Source organism: Kitasatospora sp. NPDC051164 (genome assembly GCF_044455625.1).
In the GTDB taxonomy this organism is placed as follows: domain Bacteria; phylum Actinomycetota; class Actinomycetes; order Streptomycetales; family Streptomycetaceae; genus Kitasatospora.
Window position 1 is genome coordinate 14,339 of record NZ_JBITFB010000034.1, and the last position, 26,115, is coordinate 40,453.

General features: G+C 72.2%; 26 protein-coding genes and 1 pseudogene. 16 read left to right on the forward strand and 11 right to left on the reverse strand.

Translation table 11 applies throughout. The features are described 5' to 3' along the window. Nucleotides 1-356 precede the first annotated feature (356 nt). Nucleotides 357-977, forward strand: a complete 621-nt coding sequence (locus tag ACIBEC_RS37715; protein ID WP_360504750.1) for a hypothetical protein — start codon at nucleotides 357-359, stop codon at nucleotides 975-977. A 93-nt stretch (nucleotides 978-1,070) separates the two neighbouring features. Here ACIBEC_RS37715 and ACIBEC_RS37720 read toward each other — a convergent pair whose 3' ends face one another. Then, nucleotides 1,071-2,237, reverse strand: coding sequence for an alanine--tRNA ligase-related protein (locus ACIBEC_RS37720; protein WP_360504752.1), 1,167 nt, complete (start codon nucleotides 2,235-2,237; stop codon nucleotides 1,071-1,073). Nucleotides 2,238-2,679: 442 nt separating this feature from the next. On the opposite strand from ACIBEC_RS37720, the gene ACIBEC_RS37725 reads away from it, so the two are divergent. Together ACIBEC_RS37725 and ACIBEC_RS37730 are read left to right on the forward strand one after the other, a co-directional pair. Next, entirely contained in the window at nucleotides 2,680-3,411 is a 732-nt protein-coding gene (locus ACIBEC_RS37725; RefSeq protein WP_396289974.1) for a carbonic anhydrase, read from the forward strand. Nucleotides 3,412-3,646: 235 nt separating this feature from the next. Continuing rightward, the gene (locus ACIBEC_RS37730) at nucleotides 3,647-4,573 is read left to right on the forward strand and encodes an alpha/beta hydrolase (protein WP_360504756.1); all 927 of its coding nucleotides are present in this window, start codon (nucleotides 3,647-3,649) and stop codon (nucleotides 4,571-4,573) included. Nucleotides 4,574-4,707: 134 nt separating this feature from the next. On the opposite strand, the gene ACIBEC_RS37735 is transcribed toward ACIBEC_RS37730, so the two are convergent. Continuing rightward, the gene (locus ACIBEC_RS37735) at nucleotides 4,708-5,343 is read right to left on the reverse strand and encodes a DUF6215 domain-containing protein (RefSeq protein ID WP_360504758.1); all 636 of its coding nucleotides are present in this window, start codon (nucleotides 5,341-5,343) and stop codon (nucleotides 4,708-4,710) included. 251 nt (nucleotides 5,344-5,594) lie between these two features. Then, complete coding sequence (locus ACIBEC_RS37740; RefSeq protein WP_360504760.1) at nucleotides 5,595-6,704, reverse strand: NAD(P)/FAD-dependent oxidoreductase; 1,110 nt, start codon at nucleotides 6,702-6,704, stop codon at nucleotides 5,595-5,597. Between the two features lie 123 nt (nucleotides 6,705-6,827). Here ACIBEC_RS37740 and ACIBEC_RS37745 point away from each other — a divergent pair, with 123 nt between their 5' ends. Then, nucleotides 6,828-7,430 (forward strand): helix-turn-helix domain-containing protein, encoded by a 603-nt coding sequence (locus tag ACIBEC_RS37745; RefSeq protein ID WP_360504762.1) that lies wholly within the window; start codon nucleotides 6,828-6,830, stop codon nucleotides 7,428-7,430. A gap of 220 nt (nucleotides 7,431-7,650) precedes the next feature. Then, nucleotides 7,651-8,511, forward strand: a complete 861-nt coding sequence (locus ACIBEC_RS37750; protein ID WP_360504764.1) for a patatin-like phospholipase family protein — start codon at nucleotides 7,651-7,653, stop codon at nucleotides 8,509-8,511. A 73-nt stretch (nucleotides 8,512-8,584) separates the two neighbouring features. On the opposite strand, the gene ACIBEC_RS37755 is transcribed toward ACIBEC_RS37750, so the two are convergent. From ACIBEC_RS37755 to ACIBEC_RS37770, 4 genes are all read right to left on the reverse strand, one after another. After that, the gene (locus ACIBEC_RS37755) at nucleotides 8,585-9,364 is read right to left on the reverse strand and encodes a hypothetical protein (RefSeq protein ID WP_360504766.1); all 780 of its coding nucleotides are present in this window, start codon (nucleotides 9,362-9,364) and stop codon (nucleotides 8,585-8,587) included. A 366-nt stretch (nucleotides 9,365-9,730) separates the two neighbouring features. Continuing rightward, a complete protein-coding gene (locus tag ACIBEC_RS37760; protein ID WP_360504768.1) occupies nucleotides 9,731-10,192 on the reverse strand; it encodes a hypothetical protein in 462 nt (153 codons plus the stop codon). 126 nt (nucleotides 10,193-10,318) lie between these two features. Next, entirely contained in the window at nucleotides 10,319-11,158 is an 840-nt protein-coding gene (locus ACIBEC_RS37765; protein ID WP_360504770.1) for a DUF4389 domain-containing protein, read from the reverse strand. A 140-nt stretch (nucleotides 11,159-11,298) separates the two neighbouring features. After that, complete coding sequence (locus tag ACIBEC_RS37770) at nucleotides 11,299-12,408, reverse strand: DUF4190 domain-containing protein (RefSeq protein WP_360504772.1); 1,110 nt, start codon at nucleotides 12,406-12,408, stop codon at nucleotides 11,299-11,301. A gap of 384 nt (nucleotides 12,409-12,792) precedes the next feature. Between ACIBEC_RS37770 and ACIBEC_RS37775 the strand changes: the two genes are divergently transcribed. The 3 genes and pseudogenes from ACIBEC_RS37775 to ACIBEC_RS37785 all read left to right on the forward strand — a co-directional run. Next, complete coding sequence (locus ACIBEC_RS37775; protein ID WP_360504867.1) at nucleotides 12,793-13,341, forward strand: helix-turn-helix domain-containing protein; 549 nt, start codon at nucleotides 12,793-12,795, stop codon at nucleotides 13,339-13,341. Next, a complete protein-coding gene (locus ACIBEC_RS37780; protein ID WP_360504774.1) occupies nucleotides 13,338-14,657 on the forward strand; it encodes an MFS transporter in 1,320 nt (439 codons plus the stop codon). Before ACIBEC_RS37775 ends, ACIBEC_RS37780 begins: the two co-directional genes overlap by 4 nt. Nucleotides 14,658-14,733: 76 nt before the next feature. Next, a pseudogene (locus ACIBEC_RS37785) lies at nucleotides 14,734-14,904 on the forward strand (response regulator transcription factor); the annotation flags it as partial. Nucleotides 14,905-15,058: 154 nt separating this feature from the next. Here the strand turns inward: ACIBEC_RS37785 and ACIBEC_RS37790 are convergent. Continuing rightward, nucleotides 15,059-15,709 carry a restriction endonuclease gene (locus ACIBEC_RS37790; RefSeq protein WP_360504776.1) on the reverse strand — a complete coding sequence of 217 codons (651 nt, stop codon included), beginning with the start codon at nucleotides 15,707-15,709 and terminating at the stop codon, nucleotides 15,059-15,061. A gap of 170 nt (nucleotides 15,710-15,879) precedes the next feature. Next, nucleotides 15,880-16,080: a hypothetical protein gene (locus ACIBEC_RS37795; protein WP_360504778.1), complete on the reverse strand. Its 201-nt coding sequence runs from the start codon at nucleotides 16,078-16,080 to the stop codon at nucleotides 15,880-15,882. A 70-nt stretch (nucleotides 16,081-16,150) separates the two neighbouring features. On the opposite strand from ACIBEC_RS37795, the gene ACIBEC_RS37800 reads away from it, so the two are divergent. The 3 genes from ACIBEC_RS37800 to ACIBEC_RS37810 all read left to right on the forward strand — a co-directional run bounded on the left by ACIBEC_RS37800 (nucleotide 16,151) and on the right by ACIBEC_RS37810 (nucleotide 18,433). Beyond that, entirely contained in the window at nucleotides 16,151-16,564 is a 414-nt protein-coding gene (locus ACIBEC_RS37800) for a hypothetical protein (protein ID WP_360504780.1), read from the forward strand. Between the two features lie 114 nt (nucleotides 16,565-16,678). After that, a complete protein-coding gene (locus ACIBEC_RS37805; protein ID WP_360504782.1) occupies nucleotides 16,679-17,881 on the forward strand; it encodes a CapA family protein in 1,203 nt (400 codons plus the stop codon). Nucleotides 17,882-18,226: 345 nt separating this feature from the next. Continuing rightward, complete coding sequence (locus tag ACIBEC_RS37810) at nucleotides 18,227-18,433, forward strand: cold-shock protein (RefSeq protein WP_360504783.1); 207 nt, start codon at nucleotides 18,227-18,229, stop codon at nucleotides 18,431-18,433. A 145-nt stretch (nucleotides 18,434-18,578) separates the two neighbouring features. On the opposite strand, the gene ACIBEC_RS37815 is transcribed toward ACIBEC_RS37810, so the two are convergent. Next, complete coding sequence (locus ACIBEC_RS37815) at nucleotides 18,579-19,730, reverse strand: hypothetical protein (protein ID WP_360504785.1); 1,152 nt, start codon at nucleotides 19,728-19,730, stop codon at nucleotides 18,579-18,581. Nucleotides 19,731-20,278: 548 nt separating this feature from the next. Between ACIBEC_RS37815 and ACIBEC_RS37820 the strand changes: the two genes are divergently transcribed. The 5 genes from ACIBEC_RS37820 (at nucleotide 20,279) to ACIBEC_RS37840 (ending at nucleotide 25,267) form a co-directional block, all read left to right on the forward strand. Continuing rightward, nucleotides 20,279-20,995: a hypothetical protein gene (locus ACIBEC_RS37820; protein ID WP_360504787.1), complete on the forward strand. Its 717-nt coding sequence runs from the start codon at nucleotides 20,279-20,281 to the stop codon at nucleotides 20,993-20,995. Between the two features lie 54 nt (nucleotides 20,996-21,049). Then, a complete protein-coding gene (locus ACIBEC_RS37825) occupies nucleotides 21,050-22,189 on the forward strand; it encodes a serine hydrolase domain-containing protein (RefSeq protein WP_360504789.1) in 1,140 nt (379 codons plus the stop codon). Nucleotides 22,190-22,676: 487 nt separating this feature from the next. After that, nucleotides 22,677-23,315: a ParA family protein gene (locus tag ACIBEC_RS37830; RefSeq protein WP_360504791.1), complete on the forward strand. Its 639-nt coding sequence runs from the start codon at nucleotides 22,677-22,679 to the stop codon at nucleotides 23,313-23,315. After that, entirely contained in the window at nucleotides 23,315-24,526 is a 1,212-nt protein-coding gene (locus ACIBEC_RS37835) for a ParB N-terminal domain-containing protein (protein WP_360504793.1), read from the forward strand. The genes ACIBEC_RS37830 and ACIBEC_RS37835 overlap by 1 nt, the downstream gene beginning before the upstream one ends. A 261-nt stretch (nucleotides 24,527-24,787) precedes the next feature. Beyond that, on the forward strand, nucleotides 24,788-25,267 hold the full coding sequence (locus ACIBEC_RS37840) for a DUF6882 domain-containing protein (RefSeq protein ID WP_360504794.1): 480 nt from the start codon (nucleotides 24,788-24,790) through the stop codon (nucleotides 25,265-25,267). 63 nt (nucleotides 25,268-25,330) lie between these two features. Here the strand turns inward: ACIBEC_RS37840 and ACIBEC_RS37845 are convergent, their stop codons facing one another. Further along, nucleotides 25,331-25,909 (reverse strand): hypothetical protein, encoded by a 579-nt coding sequence (locus tag ACIBEC_RS37845; protein WP_360504796.1) that lies wholly within the window; start codon nucleotides 25,907-25,909, stop codon nucleotides 25,331-25,333. Between the last annotated feature and the right edge of the window lie 206 nt (nucleotides 25,910-26,115).

The following is a 26,115-nucleotide window of genomic DNA, read 5'->3' on the forward strand; positions in this document are numbered from 1 at the left end:
GGGGTGGCGCGGGCCGGGCACCGGGCACCGTCCGGGACGCGCGGACCGACCCGTCCGGGCCGGTTGTCATGGACCGCGCACTCGGTGTGACGAGGATCGCCATTGTTGGACTGGGAGTCAATAGCCGTGCGTGGGCCGGCGTCGGCACTCCGTGGCGAGGGATGCGGGTGCGGGGCTTCACAAAAGGAGTTTGAGGCCGTCGGTACGCGTGCTGTACTGGGCACATGGGGGTTGACGACGGGCGGATGCGGCTGCAACTGACGAGCCATCCGGTTGCCGGTCCAGGATCCGGGCCAGGATCAGGCCTCGGATCGGGGCTCGGATCGGGGCTCGGCCGGATCCTGAGCACCGGTCCCATGCTCCGCAACACGTTCGTCCTCCCGCCCGACAGCCAGGTGGGGTATCTGTACGCGAACCGCGCCGATCTCCTCCGCCTCGGCGCCCTGTTCCGCGTCGCCGCGACGAGCCCGCACAGCGCGATCCACCTCCCGGTCCCGCCGACCGACCGACTGGTGACCTCCTTCGGCGGCGGCGACGCCCGGCCGCGACCCGTGCTCCTGGCCCGTGAGGACACGGGACTGCGGCCTTCCGACTGGCCGGGTCTGCGGCACGGGATGCGCCGCGCCTCGGCGCCCTTGACGGTGACCGCCCCGGCGGCACGGTCGCACGATCGGCCCGACGACGTCCGTCGCCGAGCCGATCGCCACCCCGCCCGCTTCGCCGAGCACGCCGCGACGATCATCATCACCGCCCGCGCCGAACTCCTGTTCTGGATCGGCGACTGGCTCACCGCCGTCGGCGACCAAGTCGCCCAGGACAGCCACGTCCATCGGCACGGCGAGAGCTTCCTCGGCGACATGGTCGGATTCTTCGACCCCCATGGCACGAACCGGCCCATGCACGCGTTCTGCGTCGTCGCCGTCGAACCGATCTTCCACAAGGCCCGCTGGCGCAAGCAGCGAACGCCCGTCGGCTGACCCGGGACGACGAAGGGCGGATCCCGGGAGAGCGGCCGGGGCGCGTCCGCGGATCCGAGCGATCCGAGGACGCGCCCCGCGTCGGTTGCACCGTCACCGCGACCGCAGGTCCAGGACGAGGTCGCGCGGCAGGCCGTGGGTGTCGTGGAGGTAGTGGAGGTCGTCCTCGGTCAGCGAGCCGCGGAAGCGGGGGCGGGAGAGCACCCGGCGGCCGCGTTCCAGGAGGCGGTCGAACCGGAGTTCCTCGTCGAGCAGCACCCGGCGCACGGACTCCGGGTCCACGTCCTGGCGGAAGCGGTCCAGGGTGTGCCGGACCAACTCGAGCGGCAGGTCGCCGAGTCCGCGCCGCGGGTCGTCCCGGCGGAGCACCGTGAGCACCCGGCGTACCAGGCGGCGCAGCACGTAGCCGCGGCCGGTGTTGGACGGGCGGACGCCGTCGCCGATGACGACGATGCCCGAGCGCAGGTGGTCGCAGACCAGCCGCAGTGACGGTTCGTCCAGCTGCCACAGGGGCGGGACGAGGCGGCGCCAGGGGTCGAAGACGTCGCACTCGAAGACCGACGTCCGGCCCTGCAGCAGCGAGGAGAGCCGTTCCAGGCCGAGTCCGGTGTCGATGTTGCGTTGGGGCAGCGGGACGAGTGTGCCGTCGTCGAGGCGCCGGTGGCGCATCATCACGTGGTTCCACACCTCCACCCAGCGGTCGTCCCGGGTGGGTGTCGACTGCGGCGGGGTGTCGCCGGTCCACAGGAAGATCTCCGAGTCCGGGCCGCACGGGCCGGTCGGCCCGTTGGACCACCAGTTGTCCTCGACGGTGAGTTCGGCCGGCACGCCGCGGTCCTGCCACAGCTCCAGCGAGCCGGTGTCCGGGCCGACCCGGTCGTCGCCGCCGAAGACGGTGACATGGAGCCGGCCGGGGTCGACGCCGAGCCCGTCGGTGAGCAGCCCGTAGCCCCAGTCGAGGCTCTGCGGGCCCTCGTAGTCGCCGAGGGACCAGGTGCCGAGCATCTCGAAGACGGTCAGGTGGGTGCGGTCGCCGACCTCGTCGAGGTCCGTGGTGCGCAGGCAGCGCTGGACGTTGACCAGCCGCCTGCCGAGCGGGTGCGGGCGCCCCTCCAGGTAGGGCGTGAGGGGGTGCATGCCGGAGGTGGTGAACAGCACCGGGTCTCCGGGCGGGGGCAGCAGGGTCGCGCCGGTGATCCGGCGGTGGCCGCGCTCCTCGAAGTACTCGATGAAGGTGCGGACGAGCTGGTCGGTGTTCACGGGGTGGCTCCTTGGCGTGAGTCGCGTGAGTCGCGTGTGTCGCGTGCGTCGCGTGTGTCAGGGGACGACGCACCGGACAACAGGTCCACGCGATCATCGGAACCGAGGAGGAAACACCTCGAAGCCACCACCGGCGGACCGTTTCCGGTCGCCGTGGGGAGGGGTACGTCAGGCGGCGGCAACCGGCGAGCTGGTCGCTCGCGCGGTGGCGGTGATCGGGCCGGTGACGTTCATGGCAGCGAGGGTAACGCGGCCGGCGCCCCGGGGCACCCGATTTTCCGCCCGGCCGGCCCGACGGGCTGCCCGAGCGGGTTCCGTGGGCCGTTCGCGGCAATGTGGCCCGCGCCCGCTTGCGCCTTCCGCCGGGCCACCCGTACCCCGCTGGACAATCGGCCGGGTCGAGGCACGGAACGTGTCCGAGCGGCATCGAGGGGATCAACCGATGGAGAGAGCCGGACACCCGGGTCGTAGGACGCTGCTTGCCGGCGGCCTCGCGGGCGCCGCGGCCGCGCTCACGGGGTGCGCGGCGACGAGGGCGGCCTCGTCCTCGACCAGTGCTTCGCCGCAGGCACGGCCCACCACGCCCGCCGCGGCGTTCACGAGGCTGATGGACGGCAACAAGCGCTGGGTGAGCGGAGACCTCCACCACCCCGACCGGGATCCGAACCGGCGTCAGTTCGTCGCCCAGGAACAGGAGCCCTTCGGGGCGATCCTCTCGTGCATCGACTCGCGGGTGCCGCCCGAGCTCCTCTTCGACACCGGCCTGGGCGACCTCTACGTGATGCGCACGGGCGGGGAAGCGGTCGGCCCGGTGGTCACCGGTTCCGTCGAGTACGGGCCCATGACGAGTGCCACCCCCCTCGTCGTGGTCCTCGGTCATCAGCGCTGCGGCGCCGTCAAGGCGGCGTACGAGTCCCTCCGTGACAACAAACCGCTGCCCGGCAACCTGCAGGCGATCGTCAAGGCCCTGCAGCCGGCGTACGAACAGGCGGCCCGGGAAGGCGGCGCCGACCCGGTCGAGACCATGGCCCGCGCCCAGGTCACGCTGACCGCGGCCGATCTGCGTTCCAACCAGGACCTGGCCCCACTCGTGGAGAAGGGCTCCCTCGCCGTGGTCGGCGCCTACTACTCGCTCGACACGGGCGAGGTGGAAGTCCTGTCCGGCACGCCCTGACCCGCCGGACGAGCCGTACGCGCCGGGGCACCGGGGGGCCGTTCGCGAGGCCGGGGCGGCGTGGCGTCGTGCGGATGACGCAACGTCGGTGCGCGCGGCCTGTCGGGCGCAGCGTCATTTGACTGTTCCGCCGGCCTCCTCCCGGACCCAGAGTGAGGTCCGGGGCGACGCCCGCCCGGAACGGGGGCGGAGCCGACGAGCAGGCGACGAGCCGACCGACAGGAAGAGTGCCCGCATGGCCAGGTCCGACATCAGTTTCGACAGCGCCGGCATCGAGATCGCCGCACACCTGTACATCCCCGACGATCCGGCGCCCCGCCCGCTTGCGGCGCTGGTGGTCGGCCACCCGGGCACGGGGGTGAAGGAACAGACCTCCGGCGCGTACGCGCGGCGGATGGCCGAGCGCGGGTTCGTCACCCTCGCCTTCGACGCGGCCCACCAGGGCGAGTCGGGGGGTCTGCCACGCGGGCTGGAGGACCCGGCCCAGCGCGTGGAGGACTTCAAGGCCGCGGTGTCGTACCTGGTCACCCGCGAGGAGGTCGCCGAAGGGCGGATCGGCCTGCTCGGCATCTGCGCGTCCGGTGGCTACTCGCTGGCCGCCACCGGCGGTGACCGCCGGGTCCGGGCGGTGGCCGCCGTGTGCACCGCCGATCCCTCCCGCCAGTTCCGGCTGGGGGCCGACGGCGGCCAGGACCCGGCGGTCTTCCGGGCCCTGCTGGACGCGGCCGCCCGGGCCCGCACCGCCGCCGCCCGCGGCCAGGACCCCGGTGTGATGACGATGTTCCCGCAGACGGCCGAGCAGGCGGGCGCGCTCGGCGGCGAGCACGGCGCCGAGGGCTTCGAGTACTACTGCACTTCGCGCGGTGAGCACGAGCGGTCCGCGAAGTTCCTGGCCTGGGAGAGCATCGACAGGCTGGCCTGTTACGACCCGTTCTTCGCCGTCCCGCTGATCGGCCCCCGCCCGATGCTGCAGATCGTCGGCGAGCGTGCCGTCACCTCCTGGATGGCTGTCGAGGCGCACCAACGGGCCACCGGACCCAAGGAGTTGTACCGGATCGAGGGCGCGAGTCACGTCGACCTCTACGACCGGGAGGAGTACATCGACCCGACCGTCGACAAGCTGGCCGAGTTCTTCACGGTCCACCTGGGTGCCGAAAGCTGACCGCGGGCGGCGGGGGCGGCACGGGGTCGTCGCGAAGGGGCCGGCGTACGAGCTGCCGGCCCCGCTCGCGCTGCTCGCCCGCAGTTCGCCCCTCCCCCTCGCCGCCGCCTCACGGTGTCGGCCGTGGCGCGGACCTACTGGGCGGCGACCCAGCCCGGGAGGGTCGGCAGCACCGTTTCGGCGACCCGGCGCAGAGCGGCGTCGTCGGGGGCCTGGCCGTCCTGCCGGAAGACGGTGAACTCGTAGGCCCGGCCGCCGGGGTCCTTGGGATCCCACGCGACGACGATGTTCCGCGTGACGGGGCCGTCCCCGCCGGACTTCCCGTTCGAGGGGAAGAGTTTCAGCGCGTGACCGGAGTAGGTCACCGCGGGGTGACCGAGAACGGTGGCCCGCTCGGCGTGGAACTGCTGGGTGTCGGCCATCGACCAGACCGAGGTCTGACTGTCCGAGACACCGACGACACTGCGCTGCAAGCGCACCTCCGCCATCGCCACCCCGTTGGCGAAGGTCCCGGGCTGCGCGGTCGAGACGTGGTCGTCCGGCGTGCCGAGCAGGGTCGGCAGATCAGGGCGGTTGAGCGCGGCGCACAGCGCCTGGTACGCCGCCGCGGGGTCGTTGGGTCCGGGCCCGCTGCATGTCGCCGGCGTCCGGTTCTCCTTGAGGACGCCCAGCCCCCACAGGGCGGCCACGGTGCCGAAGGCCAGCACCGACGCAACCGCCGCGACCACCACGACGCGGTTCGTTCTGTCGTGGTCCTTGCCGGTTTCCATCTTGGGATCCCCCTCCTCGGAACGCTCGTCCTCGGCCACTCGGGGAGCCGTGAGCGGAGACGATCTTACGGTGCCTCGCTAGCGCCACGACCACGAGGTCCGCCGACACCCGACCCCCTGACCTGCGCGGTCATGGGTTCCCTGCCCCCGCCGCCGGAACCGGGGACGGGGCGGCCGGGGGCGGTGGAGTCGGGGGCAGTGGGGCCGGGGCGGTGCGGCCGGGGCGGTGGGGCCGGGGCGCTGGAGTCCGCTCAGGGGGTCGTCGCGGGGACGAGGTGGTCGAGCCCCTGCGCGCTGGCCGTCGCGGCTTCGATCGAGCGCGGCAGCATGACGCTCTCGTAGGCGCGGACGGCGTCGTCGACGTCGGCTTCGGTCACGAGGGCGTGGGCGAGGTCGGAGCCGTCGAGCATGGCGAGGTTGGCGCCCAGCCCGACCGGGGGCATCAGGTGTGCGGCGTCGCCGAGCAGCGTGACGCCGGGAACGTGCTCCCAGGTGTGCAAGGCGGGCAGGACAAACAGGGGCCGGTTGACGTATCCGTTGTCGCTGTCGCGCAGGAGGTAGCGCAGGCTCTCGTCCCAGCCGTCGAACATCCCCAGCAGGTGGGTGCGTACGGCCTGCCGGTCACCGAGGTCGACACCGGCGGCCGCGTGCCAGTCCTGCGGCGCGCGCAGCGCGATGTAGGCGCGGATGTGGCCGTTGCTGTTGCGCTGGGCGACCAGGGTCCGGCCGGTTCCCTTGGCCAGCATCGATCCGTTGCCGACCAGTCGCGCGAGGTCGCGGTGGCGGGTGTCGCAGTGGTCGAATCCGGTCTCGACGAAGGTGACGCCGGTGTAGCCGGGTGCGGCGTGCGACAGGGCCGGGCGTACGCGCGACCAGGCGCCGTCGGCGCCGACCACCAGGTCGAAGTCCTCGGCGGTGCCGTCGGCGAAGAGCAGCCGGCAGGTGCCGTCCGGCAGCGGGGTGACCTCGCGGACGGTGCGGTCCCACCGCACGGCGCCCTCGGTGATCGAGTCCAGGAGCAGACCGCGCAGTTGGCCCCGGTCGATCTCGGGGCGGCCGCCGTCGGCGGAGGGCCCCTGCTGCGCGATGAGGGCGCCGGTGGCGAAGTCGAGGACGCGCCACTCGTCTCCCTCGGGGCGGGCAAGGGCGTGGAACCGGTCGAGGAGTCCCGCCGAGCGCAGGGCGGCCTGGCCGGTGTCGGGGTGCATGTCGAGGGTGCCGCCCTGGGGGCGGGCGTCGGCGGATGCCTCGCGTTCGAAGACGGTGACGGAGCGGCCGTGTTGCTGGAGGACTCGAGCGCAGGTGAGGCCGCCGAGGCCGGCGCCGACGATCGCGATGCGGGGGTCACGGGCAGAGTTCACAGGAGTGTCCTTCGGGAGGTGGATGAGTTGCCGGGAGCCCGGCACCACCAAGAAACCACACTCACTAAAAAAGCGCAATGACTAAACTTTTGCAGTGAATGCACTATGGGGTACGGTGGGCGAGTGACCGAACCGACCGAACCGACCGGGCGCCGCGAGCGCAAGAAGGCCCAGACCCGCCAGTCCCTGGCCGACGCCGCACTCGAGCTTTTCCTCGAACACGGCTACGACCAGGTCGGCGTCAAGGACATCGCCGACGCCGCCGACGTCTCGGTGACCACCCTGTTCAAGCACTTCTCCGGCAAGGAAGCCCTGGTCTTCGACCAGGACGACGACCTGGAAGCATCCCTCGTCGCCGCCGTACGCGAACGCCCCCCGGGCCGGTCCATCCCGCAGGCGCTGCGCGAGCACCTCCTGCTGAAGCAGACCCAGCTCTCCATCCACGCCGCGGACCCGCGATTCGCCGACTTCACCCGCCTGGTGGAGGACACCCCCGCACTGCGCGACTACGCCCACCGCATGTGGACCCGCCACGAAGCCGCCCTGACCCGGGCCATCGCCGAGGCCGTGGGCGCACCCGAGGACGACGTCAGCTGCGCCGCCCTGGCCCGCTTCGCCCTCGAGGCCCGCAGCCTCATCCTGCGCCACGCCGAACCGCGCCGAGCCGCCGACGAAGCCTTCGCACTCCTCGAACACGGCTGGGCAGCCTCCCACCCGGGCAACTGACCCACTCCGCGAAAAGCCCCGGCGGGCCCGGCTACGGCTACGGCTACGGCTACGGCTACGGCTACGGCTACGGCAATCGAAACCCGCCACTGACACCCGATCGGGGCCCGCAAGGCGGGGCCAACGTGCGCCGCCCGCTGCCGGTGTACCCTCACACTCAAGGTGAAACGGGGATCAGTCCCCGATTCGCGGCCAGGGGAGACCAGGGGAGAGGAGTGCCATGAACGGGACGGCGCTGGTGCTGGGCGGCGGCGGACCGGTCGGCGGTGCGTGGCTGACCGGCGTACTCGCGGGCCTCGCCGACGGCGGAATCGACCTGACGGCCGCCGACACCGTCATCGGCACCTCGGCCGGAGCCGTCTTCGGAGCCCGCCTCGCGAGCGGCGAACCCGCCCGCGACCTGTATGAGCGTCAACTGGCCGGCCTCGACCGGGTCGAGATGGGTGTCACCGCCGCACAGACCCTGCGCTTCCTGTGGGCGGCCCTCGCCACCCGCGACCCGGAACGCTCCGTCCGGCGCCTGGGCCACGCCGCCCTGACCGCGCGCACCACCCCCGCCCACGACCTCCACGACACCGTACGCACCCTGCTGCGCGACGCCACCGCCTGGCCCGCGCAGACGACGCTGCGCATCACCGCCGTGGACGCGGAGACCGGCAGCGTCGAAGCCTTCGACGCGGGCTCCGGCCTCGACCTCGCCGACGCGGTCGCCGCCAGCTGCGCCGTCCCGCTGGTCTGGCCGCCCACTACCGCCCTCGGGCGACGATGGATCGACGGCGGCACCCGCTCCACCGGCAACCTCCAACTGGCCGCCGGCCACCGGCAGGTGCTGGCCGTCTCGCCCGTGCCCACCGCCGTCGGGCCGCACCCCAGCGCCCAGCAGCAGACAATGGAACTGCGCGCCGCCGGCGCGCGCACCACCCTGATCACCCCTGACACCGACGCCCGCCGCGCCATGGGACGCGACCTGACCGCCAACGCCCGGCGCCCCGCCGCCGCCCGCGCCGGCCACCGGCAGGGCACGGCCCTCGCCGCCTCGCTCGCCCGCACCTGGCCGGCGCGGCGCACGACCGGGGAGTGAGCGGCGGGGCGGATAACGGCGACGCCAACCGATCGGGCCGCCGCCCCGCCCTGCGGCACCGACGGCTGGAGCGTCAGCCGACGCGCAGCGTGAGGACCGCGGTGTGCACGCGTCCGTCGGTCTGGAACTGCAGGAAGACCCGCCAGTTCCCGGGCCTGCCGAGCAGGGCGTAGAAGGTCAGCGTCGGCCCGCCGTGATCCCCGTTGACGCGGGTGATGGGGTGGAGGTGGGCCAGCGCCTGGTCCCCCTCGTGGAAGGCGCTGAGGTGGGCGTAGCTGTCGAGGTACGGCTGCAGGTCGGTGACCGGTCGGCCGTCCTCGCTGATCGTGACGGTGAGCGGGCCTGCCCGACCGGCCGTCAGGTCGCCCCGGACGGCGACGGTGTACCCGTCGACCGTGGTGCTGTCGGTGGCGGCGGGCAGTGGCGCCGGGGCCGCGTCGCCGGACACCGTCACGGTGCGGCTGAGGACGAATTCGCTGCCCTTGCGGGGGCCGGTGTTCGGTGTGAAGGAGGCGTACAGCCGCCAGTCGCCCGGTTGGAGGGCAGCCAGGTCGGCGGTCCAGGTGCCGTCGGCGGCCATCGTGGGGTGAAGGTGCTGGTAGCCGGTGAGGTCCGAGCGGATCGCGTAGAAGTGCAGTTGCTTGCCCTGGACTTCGGCGAAGTCGGTGACCGGCTCTCCGTCCGGCCCGACGGCGGTGAACGGATAGCTCACCGCCTGGCCGGCCGGGAGTCCGGTGGCCCGCGAGTCGAGGCGGTAGCCGTCGCTCTCGGCGGCGAGCCCCTCTCCGGCCGGCATGCCGGGCATCCCCGCTGCGCCGGTCACGCCGGGTGTCGCCGTCGTGCCGTGGTCCATACCGGGCATTCCGGAGTGCTCGGTGTGCGCGGAGTTCGCAGAGTTCGCTGAGTTCGCTGAGTTCGCAGACGAGCTTCGCGCAGGCAGCACGAGCAGGGCGATCGAACCGACGGCCAGCACGAGGGAGCAGGCCCAGAGAAAGCGGTGTCCCATCCAACGATTGCTCACTGCGAACCTTTCCTGCGCCCTTCGGCCGATCAGGCCGCGATGCCCAGGAGATCCGGAAGGCCCGGCATCGATAACGGAAAGTCGACGCCTGCGCGGGGGCGGCCCGCGCGGGGCAGCCTTCGCGGGGCAGCCAGGTGAAGAGTCCACCGGCACCCGGGAGGTGTTCGCCTCCCTTCAACCCCTGGGCCGGTGAACTGCCTACCGTCCCAGCTGGTCCGCCAGGGCCTCGATGGTGCGCCGCCTCGGGGTGAGCGCCGCGACCGCCGAACCGTCCGCGAAGTGCAGCCGGAACCGGGCCATCGCCTGCAACCTCGGACGGCGTTCGATCCGCGTGACCAGGTGGCGCGGTACGTGCCACAACACCTCGCCGGCCTTCCGGATGTCGCGCGCCGAGACGAACGCGACGCGCCGGTCGGTGACCACGAGCAGCTTGTGGATCGCCGTACCGGCACCGGTCGGGAAGCCGTGCGCCAGGCTGCCCGTCTCGCCCGCGACCGCGCCGACCCTCGCCAGCCTGTTCCCGAGTTTCGCGCCCGCCCCGTCCCCCAGGCCCTTGGCCCCGGCCACCGGGTAGACGGTAGCCACGTCCAGCGTCCGCTCGCCCGCTTCCAAGAGCGGTTCCACGGCCTGGCGGTAACGGTTCACCAATTTGTCGGTCATTCGCTCAGGCTAGCGAAGATCACGAGCCGGCCGACCGCCCGTACGGCGCTGCCCCGATCCCCGTAAAACGAACGGCTGCCAGCGACGACGACCGGCTACCAGCGGCTGCGACCGGCTACCAGCGGCTTACGACCGGCCCGTCGGGTTCCGGAGCGCGCGGTCGGCGGGGCCCGGCACGAGGGGGGCGATGACGTGCTGGGTCGGGTTGGTGGTGTCGTCGGCGCCGTCGTCCGAGTTCACCGAGGCAGTGATCGAGCTCGTCGCCCAGGAGACCACGCCGAGGAGGATGAAGACGACGAGCAGGCCGCGCCCGGCGCTGCTCAGGACGAGCGGGCGGGTGGCCGACACCGGGCCGTCCGGCTCGCTGCCCGGCTCCTCGCCGAACAGGCGCTTGGGGTAGGCGGAGGAGAGCATCACGAAGTAGGCGGTGCAGCGCATCCGGTAGCGCAGGATCGCGGTCGTCGCCTCGTACAGCGGCTGCGGCATCCGGCCGAGGACCAGCACCACGAGCCAGATCACGAACGACACCATCCACCAGCCCGCGTACAGCAGGCCCTGCACGATCGCGGCGGGGATGACGAGGATGATGCGGAAGAGGACGGCGAGCCGGTTCAGCTCGCCCGGCCGCAGCCCGACCTGCACGGGGTGGTCGGGGGCGTCGAACCGGAACGGCGGGTAGCGGTCCACGGTGAGCATCAGGTAGGCGGCGAAGCGGGTCTCGTACGGAACGAACGCGGTGAGGTAGTCCACCGCGAAGCCGGGCAGCCGGCCGAGCACCAGCGCGCCGAACCAGCCGATGACGGTGACGAAGAACGCCACCACCGCCAGCACCCACACCACCACGAACTGGGGGATCAGCAGCAGCACGCGCAGCAGCACCGTCCAGCGGTTCTGTGCGCCGGCCGCCGGCATGTCCAGCACCGGGAGCCACTCACGGCTGACGGGGGCGGGGGGTGCCTGCCACATCCGGGCCTCCACGGTCTCGGGACGACGAGGCCCGGAGGTCGGACGCGGCCGGGCGTCCTCCGAAGATCGCAGCACCCCGCCCGGCCCGCGCGCCACGCTGCGCCGGACGAGTCAGCGCTTCGCAACCTGCGGGGGCCGGGTCAGTCGGGCGAGCCCGACCAGATGACGTTCTTGCGCTGCAGCCCGGAGCCGTAGTTGAACTCGACGGTGAAGGGATCCGCCGCGCCGATCGGCAGGGCGTACGCGGACAGGCCGGTCGCTTCCTGGCCCGGCGACAGGGAGCCGGCGAGGACCTTCAGCCGGTTGCTCCCGTCGATCAGCGAGTAGACGAGGCCGCCCTTGGCGTCCCTGACGAACGGCATGCCCGATCCGTACAGGGAGAGCTCCTGGGATCCGGTGTTGACGACGGTGATCTTCACCTGGATGATCCTGGCGTTCTTGGGGGCCTCGAACACCGTCTCGCTCGGCACGTACGGCACCGGCACGGCCATCGTGACCTTCAGCCCGTCCCCGTACGTGTAGGACTGGCCGAACGACAGGCGCCGGGCCCGCTCGTCCGCGGCCGCCTTCTCCCGCTCGGCCTCGACCCTCTTCTGCTCGGCCTCGACCCGCTCCTTCTCCTTCGCCGCCCGTTCCTGGGCGGCCTGGATCGCGGCCTCGGCGCGAGCGCGTGCGGCATCCGCCTCCGCCCGCCGCTCCTCGTTGACCGCCTGCACCCGTACCACGACGAACGCCCCGGCACCGACCGAGACCAGCAGGCCGGTGACACCCAGGATCACGCCCGCGAGCGCCATCGCCCGGTTGGTCGCCACGCCCTTGCGCACGTGGCCCAGGCCGATGGCACCGAAGACCACGGCGAGCAGGGCCGGCAGCCAGGACAGCCAGAACAGGACGACGGCGAGGCCGAGGACCGTACCGACGATCCCGAGCACCATCGCCGCGATGCCCAGGCCGTTGCGGGGCTGCGGCGCCGGCATCGGATACGGCGGCCAGTACGGCACACCCGGGGCCTGCCCGGGGGCAGCGGCAGGGGCCGGGACCTCGCCGGGGGCCGCGGCAGGTACGGCAGCAGTCGCGACGGCAGGCGCAGGCGCAGGGACCGTGGCCCCGCCCGGCGCCGGAGCCTTGCCCTGACCCGGGTCCGGCGGCGCCCACGGGTTGCTGTCGGCCGGCCCCTCGGCAGACTGCGGGCTGCTGTCGGCCGACCCCTCGGCAGACTGCGGGCTGTCGGGCGGGACGGAAACGGTCATACGGGATCCTTCGAGAACGTTCAGATGACGAGCGGCCGTCCAGCCCCGGCTCGAGGTCTTCCTGACGCCCCGGCGACGGCGGCCCCGGCCTCCCCGCGAGAGCGGTCACCAGTCCGGGCCGCACCCGCACGCCGGCACCCCCGGGACGGGACACCACCAGGGCCGGCGCGTGATCAACATACAGGTGCCCGGAAACGGCCCCCACACCGCGGTCCGCAGCCCGACCCAGGACCCGCAGGCGCGGGTCGTCGGCGCCCGACCGGTCAGACCCCAACAGCCTTGGCAATGTATGAGAGTTGACTCTCACACATTATGAGAGAACACTCTCACAACATGGAACATGGGAATCGCCTGGGCGATATCGAGATCACTGACCCGAAGGCCATGCGAGCGTTGGCGCATCCAGTGCGGCTTGCGATCCTGGAGCGTCTACAACGGCACGGGCCGGCGACGGCAACGCAGTTGTCACCGGATGTCGGAGCCACCCCGTCCGTGACCAGCTGGCATCTGCGCCACCTGGCGGGCTTCGGGCTGATCCGCGACGCCAAGGCCGGAACGGACCGCCGGGAACGACGGTGGGAGGCTGCGGCCCGGGGTTTCCGATTCGGGATGCCGGAGGACGAAGAGGGCCAGTCCGCCGCACGGGTGCTGTCCCGGGAGATGTTCGCCCGCTCCGCCGGCCTGCCACATCGGTGGGTGACCGAGACCGAACCCGGACTCGATCAGGTCTGGCGCAAGCCCGCGGGGCTGGCGAACACCCGCGTCGTGGTGTCTCCCGAGGAACTCGCCGCCATCGAGGACGCGATCGAGAGCGTCCTCGCGCCCTATGTGACGCGCGACCCTGCGCAGCGGCCGAGCGGGAGCCGCGGCGTCCGGCTGCTGCGCTACGTCCTGCCGGAGGCCACCGAGGAGCGGACGGGCGACACGGCATGAACTCCCCACAGGACACGACCCCCTCGTTATCACTCTGGCGGGATCGGCGCTTCGTCCGCTTCTGGGCCGGGCAGTCGGTATCGCAGTTCGGCGACCGGATCTCCGAACTGGCGTTACCCCTGATCGCCGTGGCAGCGCTGCACGCCTCGGCCGGCCAGGTCGCATGGCTGACCGCGCTTGTCTGGGCCCCGAATCTCCTCGCCATCGTGCTGGGCGCCTGGGTCGACCACCGCGTCCACAAGCGCCGCCTGATGATCACCGCCGATCTGATCCGCGCGTGCGTGCTGCTCACCCTGCCCGTCGCATACCTGTCAGGCACCGTGACGCTTCTCCAGTTGTATGCCGTGGCACTGCTGACCGGCGCCGCGGCGGTGCTGTTCAACACCGCCTATCCGCCCTTCTTCGCCCACCTCGTGCCCCGCTCGTCCTACGTCGACGCGAACAGCAAACTCGGCGCCAGCCGATCCGCCTCCTACGTCGTCGGCCCGGCGGTGGGCGGTGCCCTCGTCCAGATCCTGAGCGCGCCCGTCGCCGTGATCGCTGATGCCCTGTCCTTCCTCGCCTCGGCCGCTCTTCTCGGGCCGATCCGGGTCGACGAACCAGCCGTCGCAGCCGGTGGGACGGCAGCGCCTTCGCTGCTGAGGCGGGCCAGAGAAGGGCTGATCTTCGTCGTTCGTCACCCGGTACTGCGGGCGAGCCTCGGTTGCGCGACGACCCTCAACTTCTTCACTTTCGTGTCGAGCACCGGCTTGACCGTTCTGTTCGCCGACCGGGTGCTTGGCCTGTCCGCAGGAACCATCGGGCTGGCATTCGGAATCGGATCGACCGGAGCCCTCGCAGGCGCGGTGCTGGCCCCGAAGATCTCGCGATGGATCGGTGTGGGACGCAGCATTGCGGCAGGCGCCGTACTGTTCCCGGCGCCCATCGCCATCGCCGCCACCGCGAGCGGTCCCCCGTGGGCCCGCGCGGGAGCCTTGGGCGTTGCAGAGTTCCTCGCCGGAATCGGCGTGATGCTGTTCGATGTCAACCTCAACTCCCTGCAGGCTGCGGTGATACCGGACGGCATGCGCAGTCGCGTGGCCGGCGCCTACAGCACGGTGAACTACGGCATACGCCCCGTCGGCGCCATCGTCGGAGGAGTGCTCGCCACCCACACCGGGCTCAGGGCCACCCTGGTCACGGCCGCCGTCGGAGGAGCACTGTCGCTGCTCTGGCTGCTCCCCTCACCGATACCGCGCATCCGCTCCCTTGCTCCGTACGACCCGGTCACGGCCGACGACGGCACCGAGACGGACAACCGACCGGTCCCGCGATGACACATCGGCATCGACGCGGAACCGCCGAGGCGTGACAGGTATCGAAGGAGGCGCAGGGGTACGGGATCGCCGCCACCTCCACGTCAGCCTCTCCACTGCCAAGACCCACGTCGGACGCCTGCTGATGAAGCTCGGCGCCCCCGACCGGGCCCAACTGGTGATCGCCGCTTACGAGACCGGCTTGGTCCGCCCGGCCCACGGCGCCGATCCGCCCGGCACCGTCCAGGCGGTCGAGGGCGGAACCTGACATCGACTCCGCCGGGCCCAGGGGAGGAACCCCTGCGGACAGCGCTCGATGCAGCCGCGCTCCGGGGGCCTCCGGCGTGCAGCCGCCCGCGGGACCGGGCTCGTACTCGCCGCCGACCGGAGCCGCCGACGCCGGTCCGATCTGTGGCCCGCCGTCAGTGGTGGCGGCCGCTACGGGGGGCGGGGACGTGCGGCAGGACGTCCCACAGGGGCCGGCCGCCGGCGGCCCAGCCGGCGAGGGTGTTCCGGTCGACCAGGAGAATGCCCTGCTCAGAGCCCCAGCGATGGGCCTCGCGGGAGAAACGGCCGTTGGTGACGACGACGGCAAGGTGGGCGCCGTGGGCACGCTGGTAGGTGCCGGCAAGCGCGTACAGGACGCCGACGGCCACCGGCTTGCCCCCGACGGGGTCCCGCTTGTGCTTGCACTGCACGGCCCAGCGCCGGCCCATCGGGTCCTCGGCGAGGACGTCCACGCTCTGGTCGTTGGCCCTCCCGACCTTGCGCGCGCGGCAGCCGTCGCGCTCCAGCAGGTCGCGCACCGCGTACTCGAACGCGTCCGGCTTCATGTGGTCGATCCCGCCCGGACCGCTGAGCGCCAGGCGCAGCCGGGCGGCGCGGAGCCGGTGCTCGCGGGCCGCCAGTGCGCGGGCGCGCAGGACGGCCGCAGCAGCGGCGCCGGCCGCGAGGGCGACAGCGACGGGGATCCACCAGTGCGCGGCCAGCCACCGCAGTACGGCGGCCGCCGCACCGAGCGCAAGAAGCGCCAGCAGGGCGTAGGCGAGCCAGGTGGCGTCGTCGCGCCGCACGGCGGTCCCGCGTCCTCGGCGGCGGCGCACCGCAGGCCTGCTCCTAACCATTCGCTGCTCCGGGCCTGATCACGTCGGTGTCCTTTCCGCGGTTTTCAGGGGGCTTTCGGGGCTTTCGGGGGGCTGCCACACCTGCCTCGCGGCCAGGCCCGCGATACGCGCGCCCGGGGTCAGTGGGTGGCTTCGACGACGATGCCGACCAGCTGGAGGATCGCGTGCCCCCAGCCGGTGGCGGCGATCAGGACGCCGAACACGACGCCGGTGAAGACGGTGAACGCCTCGTCGGTACGGCTACGGGCCTCGGTACGACGTCGGAGCCGGATGACGATGAGGATCGCGAGGAACGCCGTCGCGCTGATCGTGTACTGCACTGCCCACCCTTGACGCTGTGTGAGGCATCGGCCACCCGCTGCCTGCTGCCATTCGGGTGAGCATGCCAGAGTGATCGGGGGCCCGGGGCCGATTCGGGAAATCAGGCGGACGCGAACGGCCCCCTGCGGCATTGACAGCCGGGCGGCACCTTCCGACGAACCGTCACCGTCAGACGACCGTCCCTCTCACGGCACCGCCCGCACCCGGGCTTCCCGACCGACGTGCGCCGATGCCACCCCCTACCGCCGCGACGACGCCCTACGCCACGTCCTCACCGCCCACCGCCTCCCCGCCCGCATCGCCCACCTCCCCGCCCCTCTTGCCCGCCTCGCCGCCCGCACCGGCCGCGTCCCCGGCCTCACCCCCTACACCGTTGACCTCCTCACCCGCGGCGTCGTCCTCGACCTCACCCGCGCCCACGCCCAGGGCTGGCACCCCGCCCACGGCTTCGCCGACTACCGCTGCCCCCGCCTCGACCGCTGATCGGGCCGACGGGACAGCGCCCCGACGGGTCCGTCGGCGTGGGGTCGAGGGGGAGCGGCCGGGACGTCGCATAGTCGGAAGGCCGATGACACCTTCCGATCATGAGACGAGACGATGATGCGTCTGCCCCGCCGATCGGCCGTCACCATGGCCGTCGCGCTGCTCCTCGCCCCCGCAGGCTGCGGCTCCCCGACGGCGCCGTCGGCGGCCGGCCGGAGCCCCACCGTCGCTGCGCCCGCCGGTGCCACCGCCACCCCGTCCCCGACCGGGCCGCGGGCGTTCACCCTGGTCGCCACCGGCGACGTGCTGCCGCACACCGAGATCATCCGGCAGGCCAAGGAGGACGCCGGCGGGGACGGATACGACTTCCGCCCGATGTTCGCCGACGTCAAACCGCTGATCAGCGGCGCGGACCTCGCCATCTGCCACATGGAGACCGTCTACGGCGCCGACGGCGGGCCGTTCACCGGCTACCCGGCGTTCAAATCTCCGCCGCAGGTCGCTGCCGCCCTCAAGGACGCCGGCTACACCGCCTGTGACACCGCCTCCAACCACACCCTCGACGACGGCCCGGACGGCATCCGGCGCACGCTCGACGCCATGGACGCCGTGGGCCTGGCGCACACCGGCTCCGCCCGCAACGAGGCCGAGGCCGGAAGGCCCGCGCTGCTCCGGGCCGGCGGCGCCACCGTCGCGCACCTCGCCTACACCTACGGCACCAACGGAATTCCGCTGCCCACAGGCCGACCCTGGGCGGTGAACCTGATCGACCGGGACCGGATGCTCGCCGACGCGCGCGCCGCCCGGGCGAGCGGTGCGGACCTCGTGGTGGTGAGCATCCACTGGGGCACCGAGTGGCAGGACACGCCGAACGACCAGCAGCTCACGCTGGCCCGCGAACTGGCCGCCGGGCAGGCCGCAGGCCGCCCCGACATCGACCTGGTCCTCGGCACCCACGCCCACATCCCGCAGGCCTACGAGAAGATCAACGACACCTGGACGGTGTACGGCCTCGGCGACCAGCTCGCCGGGCACATGTTCACCTACGACGGTGCCGAGGATCCACGCGGCAACTGGAGCTCCATCGCCCGGTTCACCTTCGCCCCGCCGGGCGCGCAGGGGCAGCGGTGGACGGTCGCCAAGGCCGAGTTCATCCCCCAGGTGACGGACCTAGGGCCGCCCTACCGCGTCCTCGACCTACGCCAGGCCGCCCGCCGCAACCCCGGCCGCGCCGACTACGCCCGGGCCCTGGAGCACATCCGCTCGGCGGTGCTCAGCCGGGGCGCCGCCACGTCGGGGCTGGCCATGGTCCCCTGAACCCGGTGGCGGCCCGCGGGCCGCTATTGCTTTCCGGCAGGGTGGAGTGGATGAGCCTTTCAGCTACTGAAGCGACCGAGTTCCGGAGGTGGTGCTCACACCGACGGCGGACGGCATTCGAACCCGAGAGCCACGGATCGACGGTGCGGGATCGGCGTCCCGGTGCCGGGCGGCACGGGCCCGGAGGTCGACGACTGCTCCGCCCGCACCAACCCGGCCGCCGACACCGGCGGTCCCGCTTGGTTCGAGACCGCGTCGGGAGGAGAATGATCAGGTGCCGGAGCCGAGCTGAGGCTGCGGTCGGCGTGGCTCTCATGCCGTGGATTGAGACGAGGGACAGCACCGATGGCAACAGGCGTTGTGAAGTGGTTCAACGCGGAGAAGGGCTTCGGCTTCATCCAGCAGGACGATGGCGGCCCGGACGTGTTCGTCCACTTCTCTGCGATCCAGGGGTCGGGCTTCAAGGAACTGGTCGAGGGCGAGGCCGTCGAGTACGGCCTCGTGCAGGGTCCCAAGGGACCACAGGCGGAGAACGTCACCCGTATCAGCTAGGGATCTTCGACCGGGCCGGAATGCCTGGTCAGGGCCCCGTGCACAAGGCACAGGGGTGTCCTCGAAGCCGTCCGACGGCTTCGAGGACACCCCTGCATGTTGTGGGGCGGGCAGCGGCCCGGCCCGGGAAGCGTGCGCGGCAGCGTCAGTGGCCCGCGCCGGGGCTGCGGTCGTCCAGCACCACCCGGGGCCGATTGTCCGGGCCCTCCGGCGTGCCCGTTCCCGGCCGGGTCGCATTGACGACCTCGGCGATCCGCTCGTACGCGGTCACGGCCAGCGACCACGTCTCGATGCTGCGCTCGGCGTCCAGGCCCCGGTGCACCGTCGTGTGCAGGGCGTTGAGCAGCGCGACCGCACTGCGGCCGGACAGGACGGTGTCGGGGTGCTTGTCGAGGTCGGTGCCGCCTCGTTCCCAGTCGCGGCGCTGGTCACGGTCGGTGCCGGCCGGGTCGGTGAAGTGCGGGTTGCGGTCGTCGGTGCCTGCGGTGCGGACCTGACCGGCGAGGAAGTCCCAGGTGTGCGGGTGGCAGGCGATGACGAGCTTGTGGACGGCCGAGGCCTTGCGCAGGGTGGCGACGTGGGCCGGCCAGGCCATCGTGGGCGGGATGAGGTCGCTGGTGCCACCCGCCGGCGGCCGCAGCGGAGCCCCGGCCGTGGTGGTGCGGGCCTGCTCCGGCGCGGCCGACGTGTCGGCGGCCGGTTCCTGGGGCGCGGGGGAAGCGTGGAGTTGCTCGGCCAGGACCTGCCGGATGTAGTCGCGTACGGCCGGGGGGACGTCTTCGGCGCCGGGCCGGGGGGTGGGCTCGGTCATGGCTGGTTCCTCCGTGCTGGTGGTGATGGTGGTCGGGTCCGGGGCGGGGCCTGGAACGGAGTCGTCGGCCTCGAGGCGGACGGGGACGAGGTCCTGCTCGTCGAAGGCACCGGGGCCGGGTTGCGCCGCGGTGGCGTCGGGTTCCACCAGCTGCTGCTGCGCGGCTGGTGCGCCGAGGCGATCGGGATGGCCGGGGTGACCGGCCTGGGCGAGGTCGAGGCGGGCCTGGGCGAGGTCGGCGAGGAGTTCCTCGATGCGGTGCTGCTGCGCGGAGTTGTCCTTGCGGAGCTTGGCGGCCTCGGTCTGCTCGGCGCGCAGGACTCCGATGAACCGGTCGCGGTGCTCGGTCAGTTCGGCCCGAACGGAGGCGAGCAGTCCGCTGATCGTCTCCTGGTACCGGGCGGGGAGCCCGTCCAGTTGCGTGCGGACTTCGGACAACTCGGTGACCAGCGATTCGACGTTCCGGCCGGTCTTCGTTACGGGCACTGGCTCTCCCGGGTATCGCGGGCCTTCCCTCGGCCGCGGCGACATCAGGGTGGCGGTCCGGCCGAGCGCCTTTCCCGAAGATCGGACGGTCTGTCCAGAACACGATCGACTACTGTCCGAAAGCGTCTGGCTACCGAACGAGTGTGCGGCGAGGCGTCGATCCTGGACAACGCACGGCGGATCCCGCGCGCCCGCCCGGCCGGACCGTTCGCATCACCGGGCGGCCCGCAGCGGCCGGACTGCCAGGCTGCCGGCGGGCGCGGCGGTCATCCGGTTCCGGAATGCCCGGAGGCATTCCTCCCGCGACCCCTCGTTGTTGACCATCGGACTATCGGGCTGTTCGCCGTCGACCCGTCGACCCGTCGGGTCGGCGCGATGGAGAGCGGCAGGGATCCGGCCGCGATCGGACACCTGTTCGCCGGGCCGACAAATCTCTTACGAGGAAGGATAGTTGGCCACTCGGCCGACGGCTGCCCGCCATCATCCCGCTGGGTCCCCGGCCTGTGCCCGGGACGTGAGGCGCTGGAGGGGTGCGATGGAGGGGCGCGATGGACGCGCGGATCAGGATCACCGGCGGCGACGAGGTGCGGGAGACGGCGGAGCTGTGGGACTGGCTGCGGCGCGAACGCGCGCTCGCGGGGCTGGTCCGGGCCGTCCCGACCCCGCCTGCCGACGGGCAGTTGGGCGGGGTCCACGAGGTCCTCGAGGTCGCCCTCGGCGCCGGCGGCGCGGGCGCGGTGGTGGCCAGGGCGCTGGAGGTCTGGCTGCGGACCCGGCGCTCGGACGTGACGGCCGAGGTGACGACGATGAGTGAGCCGCCCGAACCACCCGCGTTCGCCGACTCCCGGGCCATCCTGATCGGCACATCACCGCCATCCCGGACCCGGCCAACCCGGCTTCGCAGGTGCCGGTCCTGCGACGGCTCGCCAAGGGGACCCGGGACGACCTGCTGCACGCCGGCCGCCGTGGCCGGCAGCGGCTGTCTCCGGCAGACGACCGGGAAGGTGACGGACAAGCAGACGAAGGACGGCACCGGCACCGACTTCGACCTGACCATCGCCTGCGACTGGGCCCACGCCGACACCTCCACGGTCGACCAGGCGTTCTACGACGCCGTGGCGACCGGCTCGCAGGTGAGCCTGAAGCTCTGGAAGGGCCGGGTGATGGAGATCTCCCAGCAGGGCCACCGCTACGTCGTCGAGTACACCCCTTTCCTCGCCTGCGCGCGGGATCCTTCCGGCCGTCAGCCGAGTTGGAGTTCGTGAGCGGGCCCCGCAGCCGCGGGGCCCGGGCAGCGGACGAAGGGGGACGAGGGCGGGATGGGGAGCGGAACGGCGCCGGACAACGCGGCGCAGCGGCGGGTCGAGGCGGTCCTGGAGGAGGTCACCGGCTCCGGTGCGGAGCTCGGCGTGCAGGTGGCCGCGTGGCTGGACGGTGAGCTGGTGGTGGACGCCTGGGCGGGCGCGGCCGACCGGGCCGGGGACCGGCCGATGGGGCCGGACACGCTGGTGCCGGCCTGGTCGATCGGGAAGGGGGTGGCGGCCGCCCTGGTGGCGGTGCTGGTGGACCGGGGCGTGCTGGCGTACGGGGACCCGGTGGCGCGGTACTGGCCGGAGTTCGGCGCGGCCGGCAAGGAGCGGATCACGCTGGGCCAGGTGCTCTCCCACGTGGCCGGGCTGCCGCAGCTGCCGGCGGACGTGACGCCCGAACGGCTGCTGGACCTTCCGGCCACGGCCGCCTGGCTCGCCGGGCAGGAGCCGCTGTGGAAGCCGGGCAGCGCGGTCGGCTACCACGCCTGGACGTACGGGGTGCTGGTGGCCGAGATCCTGCGCCGCGCCACCGGCCGGGGCTGCGACGAGCTGCTGCGCGAGGAACTGGCCGGGCCCCTCGGGATCGCCGACGACCTGCTCTTCCACGCCCCCGAGCACCTGCTGCCGCGGGTGGCCACCTGTGACGACGGCGGCTGGGCAGCGCAGCTGGAGGGGATCCCGGCCGGAGCTCCGTTCTTCGTCTGCGCCCCGCGCGCCGTGCTCCCCGTGGCCGGGCTGGCCAACCGCGCCGACTTCCGGCGCACGCCGCTGCCGGCCAACGGTGTGATGACCGCGCGTGCGGTCGCCCGGCTGTACGCGGCGCTGGCGGGCGGCGGTGAGCTGGACGGGATGCGGCTGCTCTCGGGACCGGCCCTGCGGGAGGCGACCACGGTCCGCGCGAGCGGCGTGGACCGGATGCTGGGCATCCCGTGGACGATGGGCTACGGCTTCCTGATCGGGGACGCCTCCTCGCCGCCAGTGCGTCCGGCGGGCGGCTTCGGCCACAGCGGCTCGGGCGGCAGCACGGCGTTCGCCGACCCGGCGCACCGGTTCTCCTTCGCCCTCGTCAAGAACCGGATGACCACCGGCGGCCTGGACGCCCGACTGGCCGCCGAGATCCGCACGGCGCTGGGCATCGCGGACGGCTGAGGACACGACGGGCCGCCGGGCCGCCGCATCCCCGGCGGCCTGTGCGGCCCCAGCGGCGCGTCGTCGGCGGCGGCGGGGGAATTCCGGCGGCTTCCGATCTGCCGGTCCGTCACAATCCCGGAACGTCACTTCCTGCTGATTATCCGGGTGCGCGATTCGGCTAGTGCCGCGACCGATTCCTGTTCACTCCCCCCTCCCCCGCAGGCCGGTCCCCGAACACGGATCGCCGGGGCGAACCGTCGTTCCCACGAGGGGACGACCGGTTTCCGGCAGGGAATCTCGTGCGGAATCCGATACGGAATCAGGCCCGGGAGCCGACCATTGTGCGCAAACACAGGCGGGTCGCGTCAGACTCCCAGTTGATCTTCTGAGATGCTGTTCCTGTCCGCCGTTCACGACTTCGAACGGCGGGCGTCCGCAGTACCGGGTAGTCCGCCCGGGAAGCCCACGGAGAGAACGGAACATCATGAAGCCATCCGTGCTTGTCGTGTCCACCGACCCCCAGGGGTCCGCCGTCGTCTGGGCGGAGAGAGTGGGCGACAACCTGCCCTTCGACTTCATGGCGGCGCACGACCATGCCGAACAGCTGATCCACCTCAAGAACACCGGCGCGAAGATCCACGTCATCGCCAACCAGAAGGGCGGCGTGGGCAAGACCACCACCACGGTCAACCTCGCGGCGTGCACGTTCGACGTCCTCGGTGAGAAGGACGAGTACGAGCACATCTTCATCGACACGCCGGGCACCCTGGCCGACGAGGAGATCCTGCGGCGGGCCCTGGAGATAGCGGATGACGTCCTGGTCCCGATGATCACCGAGCCGCTGTGCTTCGACCCGACGGCCCGGACCATCCAGAAGGTCATCGAGCCGATGAACATCCCCTTCCGGATCGTCATCAACAACTGGGACCCCCGGGACGGCCGCGCCGACCTCGAGGACACCGAGGCGTACATCGCGGCGAAGGGCTGGCCGCGCGCCAAGACCGTCCTGCGCCGCTACAAGATCCACTCGCGGGCGGTCGCCGAAGGCACCGTCGTCACCCAGTACAAGGAGAGCGGCACCGCCTACCGGGCCCGCGAGGACTTCTTCCGGCTGTCCCTCGAGCTCGGGTACGGAGGCCGCTGATGGCAGGCCGTCGCGTCTCCTTCGCCTCGATGGCCACCGACCCGGTCGTCGACGCCCCCGGCGTCGACAGCGCCAACTCCGCGGCCAACAACACCCCGGCCCGGTGGATCCCCACCGCCAACTGCCTCCCCAACCCGCGCAACCCCCGCGACGAACTGGGCGACCTCTCCGACCTGGCGAGCATCAAGGACCGCCAGCTGCAGAGCTGCCTCGCCGTCACCCCGGCCGCCTACCTGCGGCTGTGGCCGGAGGACCGGCAGGCACTCGGCGCGGGTCCGCAGGACGTGGTCGTCGTCAACGGCAACCGCCGCCGCGCAGCCGCACAGCTGTACGGGCGCGAGCAGCTGCTCGTCGTCGTCGACGACACGGTGGCGGAGTCCAAGGCGACCCTGCTGCGCGCCGCGCTCGACGAGAACATGGCGCGCAAGGACTTCGACCCGATCGAGGAGGCCAACGCGGTCCTACTCATCGTGGCGCAGTACCCCACCGCCAAGGAGGCCGCCGAGGCCGAGGGCTGGTCCCAGAGCTGGATCTCGCACCGCAAGAACCTGCTGAAGCTCCACCCCGAGCTGCAGCGCCAGGTGCGGGCCAAGGCGCGCGGCGAGGAGGGCGTCTCCATCAACGTCGCGCGCCGACTGGGGTCGGTGAAGGGCATCGAGGAGATGTCCCTGGCCCAGCAGACGTCGGAGCTGGAGCAACTGCTCCAGGCAGACGCCGACGCGGTGGCGGCCAAGCGGGCGGCGAGGCTGGAGGCGAAGGCCGCGCCCAAGGCCACTCCTGCCGTCGCGCAGGCTCCGCAGCCGGTGGTCACATCTGCACCGGCCGCCCAGCCGACCGCTCAGCCGGCCGCCCGGCCGGTGGCGGAGGCGGCACCGTCGGCGGCGGCACCGGCTGCGGCTGAGCCCGCGGCCCCCGCCGCACCTCGGCCGGAGCCTGCTCCGCGCAGTCCGCTGCCGGACGCCGAGCCCGCCACGGACACCGACCGATTTTCCGCGGAAAATTCCGAGCCGCTCCCGATGCCGGAGCAGCGGGCCGTCGTGCCGTCGTCGGACGAAGCGCCGTCGGCCGCCACTCCGTCGACGGAACTCGGCAACGTCGACTGGCACGACGTCGAGGAACTGGCAGACGCCATCTGCCGCACCCTCTCGGCCGACGAGGCCTACCGCCTCGCCGACGCCCTGGCCAACCGTCTGCTGACGACCAGCAGCTGACACGTGCGTGGTGTCCCGCCTTGCCCATCGGGTGAGGCGGGACACCACGTCTCTTTGAGGCCCCGGCGGGGCATTCCGACCGGCGCCTCCATCGCATGCCTCTCGGGACTGGGCGGGCCATCCCGAGCCACGGCGCCGGACCCAAGGACACGATGCCAGTCCTCCCCGCGCCCGCAGGGGCCGGCCGCATTCGTCATCCGGCCCAGCCCCGGCCGCCTCGTGAGAGGATCCTGCCGACATTTCTGCGCGAGGAGGCACACGGTGGACGACCGCTCGAAGCATGACCACTCCGGATGGGAGGAGGTCGTGCTCGCGGCCCGCGAGCGTGCCCGCTCGCGGCAGGCCCACATGGTCGAGCGGTTCGGGCTCTCGGGTGATGTGCAGTACCACTGGTCGATGGACGATGCGCAGATCGCGTGGTCCCGCGCCGGGAAGGTGTTCCTCACCGGCCGACTCACGATGATCGGCAGCGTCAGCCTCGCCCAGCAGTCCTGGCTGTGGTCCTGGGCGAACGGGTCACTGCCGCAGGCCGTCCTGGGCGACATCGAGCGGGTCCGGCATTTCGGCGAGGCGAACGACTACCCCGTCCTGCCGTGGCCGGGCTTCGACTACCATCCCGAGCTCGTCGCCGAGGCCCGGATGGTCGCGGCATCCGTGCTCGACGCCGAGGGCCTGTGGGCGGAGTCCCTGGATGACGTACAACTCCACTTTCTGGTCCACGACTTGGTACTCGCCGGCTGAACGACGGTCACGGGCCCAGCGGCACTCGGCACTGCCCGGAGCCGTGGACATGCCTGAAACGCCTCACCCGGTGCGGACCCAGGCAGTGAAGTCGTCAGCGAGTCCGGGCGGGTTGGCCGCCTCGGTCCGGCGGGCGATGGCCTCGTAGTACTCCAGCTCGTGGAGGATCACGGGCACCGGCCTGCCGATGGTGTTCTCGATGACGCCCTCGTCGTGGAGGTCGCGAGCGAGCTGCACGCACGTCTGGTTGAAGTTGGCCTCGATCAGTGCGGCAGTCGGCCCGACGGTGGTCATCCAGTCGTCGGGGTGGGCGGGGTCGTCGTACCAGAGTCCGAGGTCGGCGATCCACCGGTGGCGGGCTGCGGCTCCGTCGGGGTCTCGGGTGAGGTCGCCGATGACAGTGAGCTCGTTCTGGAGCCAGAAGGCGTAGTTCCAGCGGGCTTCTGCCTCGTCGGAGGCGTTCGCGATGCTGCGTCGGAACTGAGCTTCGGTGTTGAAGCCGATGGTCAGCGTGGGCTGTCGCGGGTCGTCCCGCTCGTTGTCGACGAAGAACGAGAGGACGTAGATGTCCGCTGCCTCGGCAGCCGGGATCGAGCTGATCGCTCGCGTGGCGAGGGTTCGGAGATGGTCCTGGAAGGTCACGGGGTCGGAGCCTTTCGAGTGCGGAGCCGGATGCCCAGTTGGTCCTCTGGCTCAGGGCGGGCGGGTGACCGGCGCGTTCGATCCGAGTCGGATCACCGCAGCAGTCCAGGACCGTCCGGCGTGATCACCGGCACCCGTGCCTCATCAGTGTCGCGGATCCGGCTCCCGTCCAGCCTCAGGGCATGCAGTTCCTCGTTGTGCCCGTG

What these genes read in the sequence shown, in the direction of transcription:
- ACIBEC_RS37715 (WP_360504750.1), top strand. Translation starts at nt 357, where the DNA reads ATGCTCCGCAACACGTTCGTCCTCCCGCCCGACAGCCAGGTGGGGTAT.
- ACIBEC_RS37725 (WP_396289974.1), top strand. Translation starts at nt 2,680, where the DNA reads ATGGAGAGAGCCGGACACCCGGGTCGTAGGACGCTGCTTGCCGGCGGC.
- ACIBEC_RS37730 (WP_360504756.1), top strand. Translation starts at nt 3,647, where the DNA reads ATGGCCAGGTCCGACATCAGTTTCGACAGCGCCGGCATCGAGATCGCC.
- ACIBEC_RS37735 (WP_360504758.1), bottom strand. Translation starts at nt 5,343, where the DNA reads ATGGAAACCGGCAAGGACCACGACAGAACGAACCGCGTCGTGGTGGTC.
- ACIBEC_RS37750 (WP_360504764.1), top strand. Translation starts at nt 7,651, where the DNA reads ATGAACGGGACGGCGCTGGTGCTGGGCGGCGGCGGACCGGTCGGCGGT.
- ACIBEC_RS37755 (WP_360504766.1), bottom strand. Translation starts at nt 9,364, where the DNA reads ATGGACCACGGCACGACGGCGACACCCGGCGTGACCGGCGCAGCGGGG.
- ACIBEC_RS37760 (WP_360504768.1), bottom strand. Translation starts at nt 10,192, where the DNA reads ATGACCGACAAATTGGTGAACCGTTACCGCCAGGCCGTGGAACCGCTC.
- ACIBEC_RS37765 (WP_360504770.1), bottom strand. Translation starts at nt 11,158, where the DNA reads ATGTGGCAGGCACCCCCCGCCCCCGTCAGCCGTGAGTGGCTCCCGGTG.
- ACIBEC_RS37770 (WP_360504772.1), bottom strand. Translation starts at nt 12,408, where the DNA reads ATGACCGTTTCCGTCCCGCCCGACAGCCCGCAGTCTGCCGAGGGGTCG.
- ACIBEC_RS37775 (WP_360504867.1), top strand. Translation starts at nt 12,793, where the DNA reads ATGCGAGCGTTGGCGCATCCAGTGCGGCTTGCGATCCTGGAGCGTCTA.
- ACIBEC_RS37780 (WP_360504774.1), top strand. Translation starts at nt 13,338, where the DNA reads ATGAACTCCCCACAGGACACGACCCCCTCGTTATCACTCTGGCGGGAT.
- ACIBEC_RS37805 (WP_360504782.1), top strand. Translation starts at nt 16,679, where the DNA reads ATGATGCGTCTGCCCCGCCGATCGGCCGTCACCATGGCCGTCGCGCTG.
- ACIBEC_RS37810 (WP_360504783.1), top strand. Translation starts at nt 18,227, where the DNA reads ATGGCAACAGGCGTTGTGAAGTGGTTCAACGCGGAGAAGGGCTTCGGC.
- ACIBEC_RS37820 (WP_360504787.1), top strand. Translation starts at nt 20,279, where the DNA reads ATGGACGCGCGGATCAGGATCACCGGCGGCGACGAGGTGCGGGAGACG.
- ACIBEC_RS37825 (WP_360504789.1), top strand. Translation starts at nt 21,050, where the DNA reads ATGGGGAGCGGAACGGCGCCGGACAACGCGGCGCAGCGGCGGGTCGAG.
- ACIBEC_RS37835 (WP_360504793.1), top strand. Translation starts at nt 23,315, where the DNA reads ATGGCAGGCCGTCGCGTCTCCTTCGCCTCGATGGCCACCGACCCGGTC.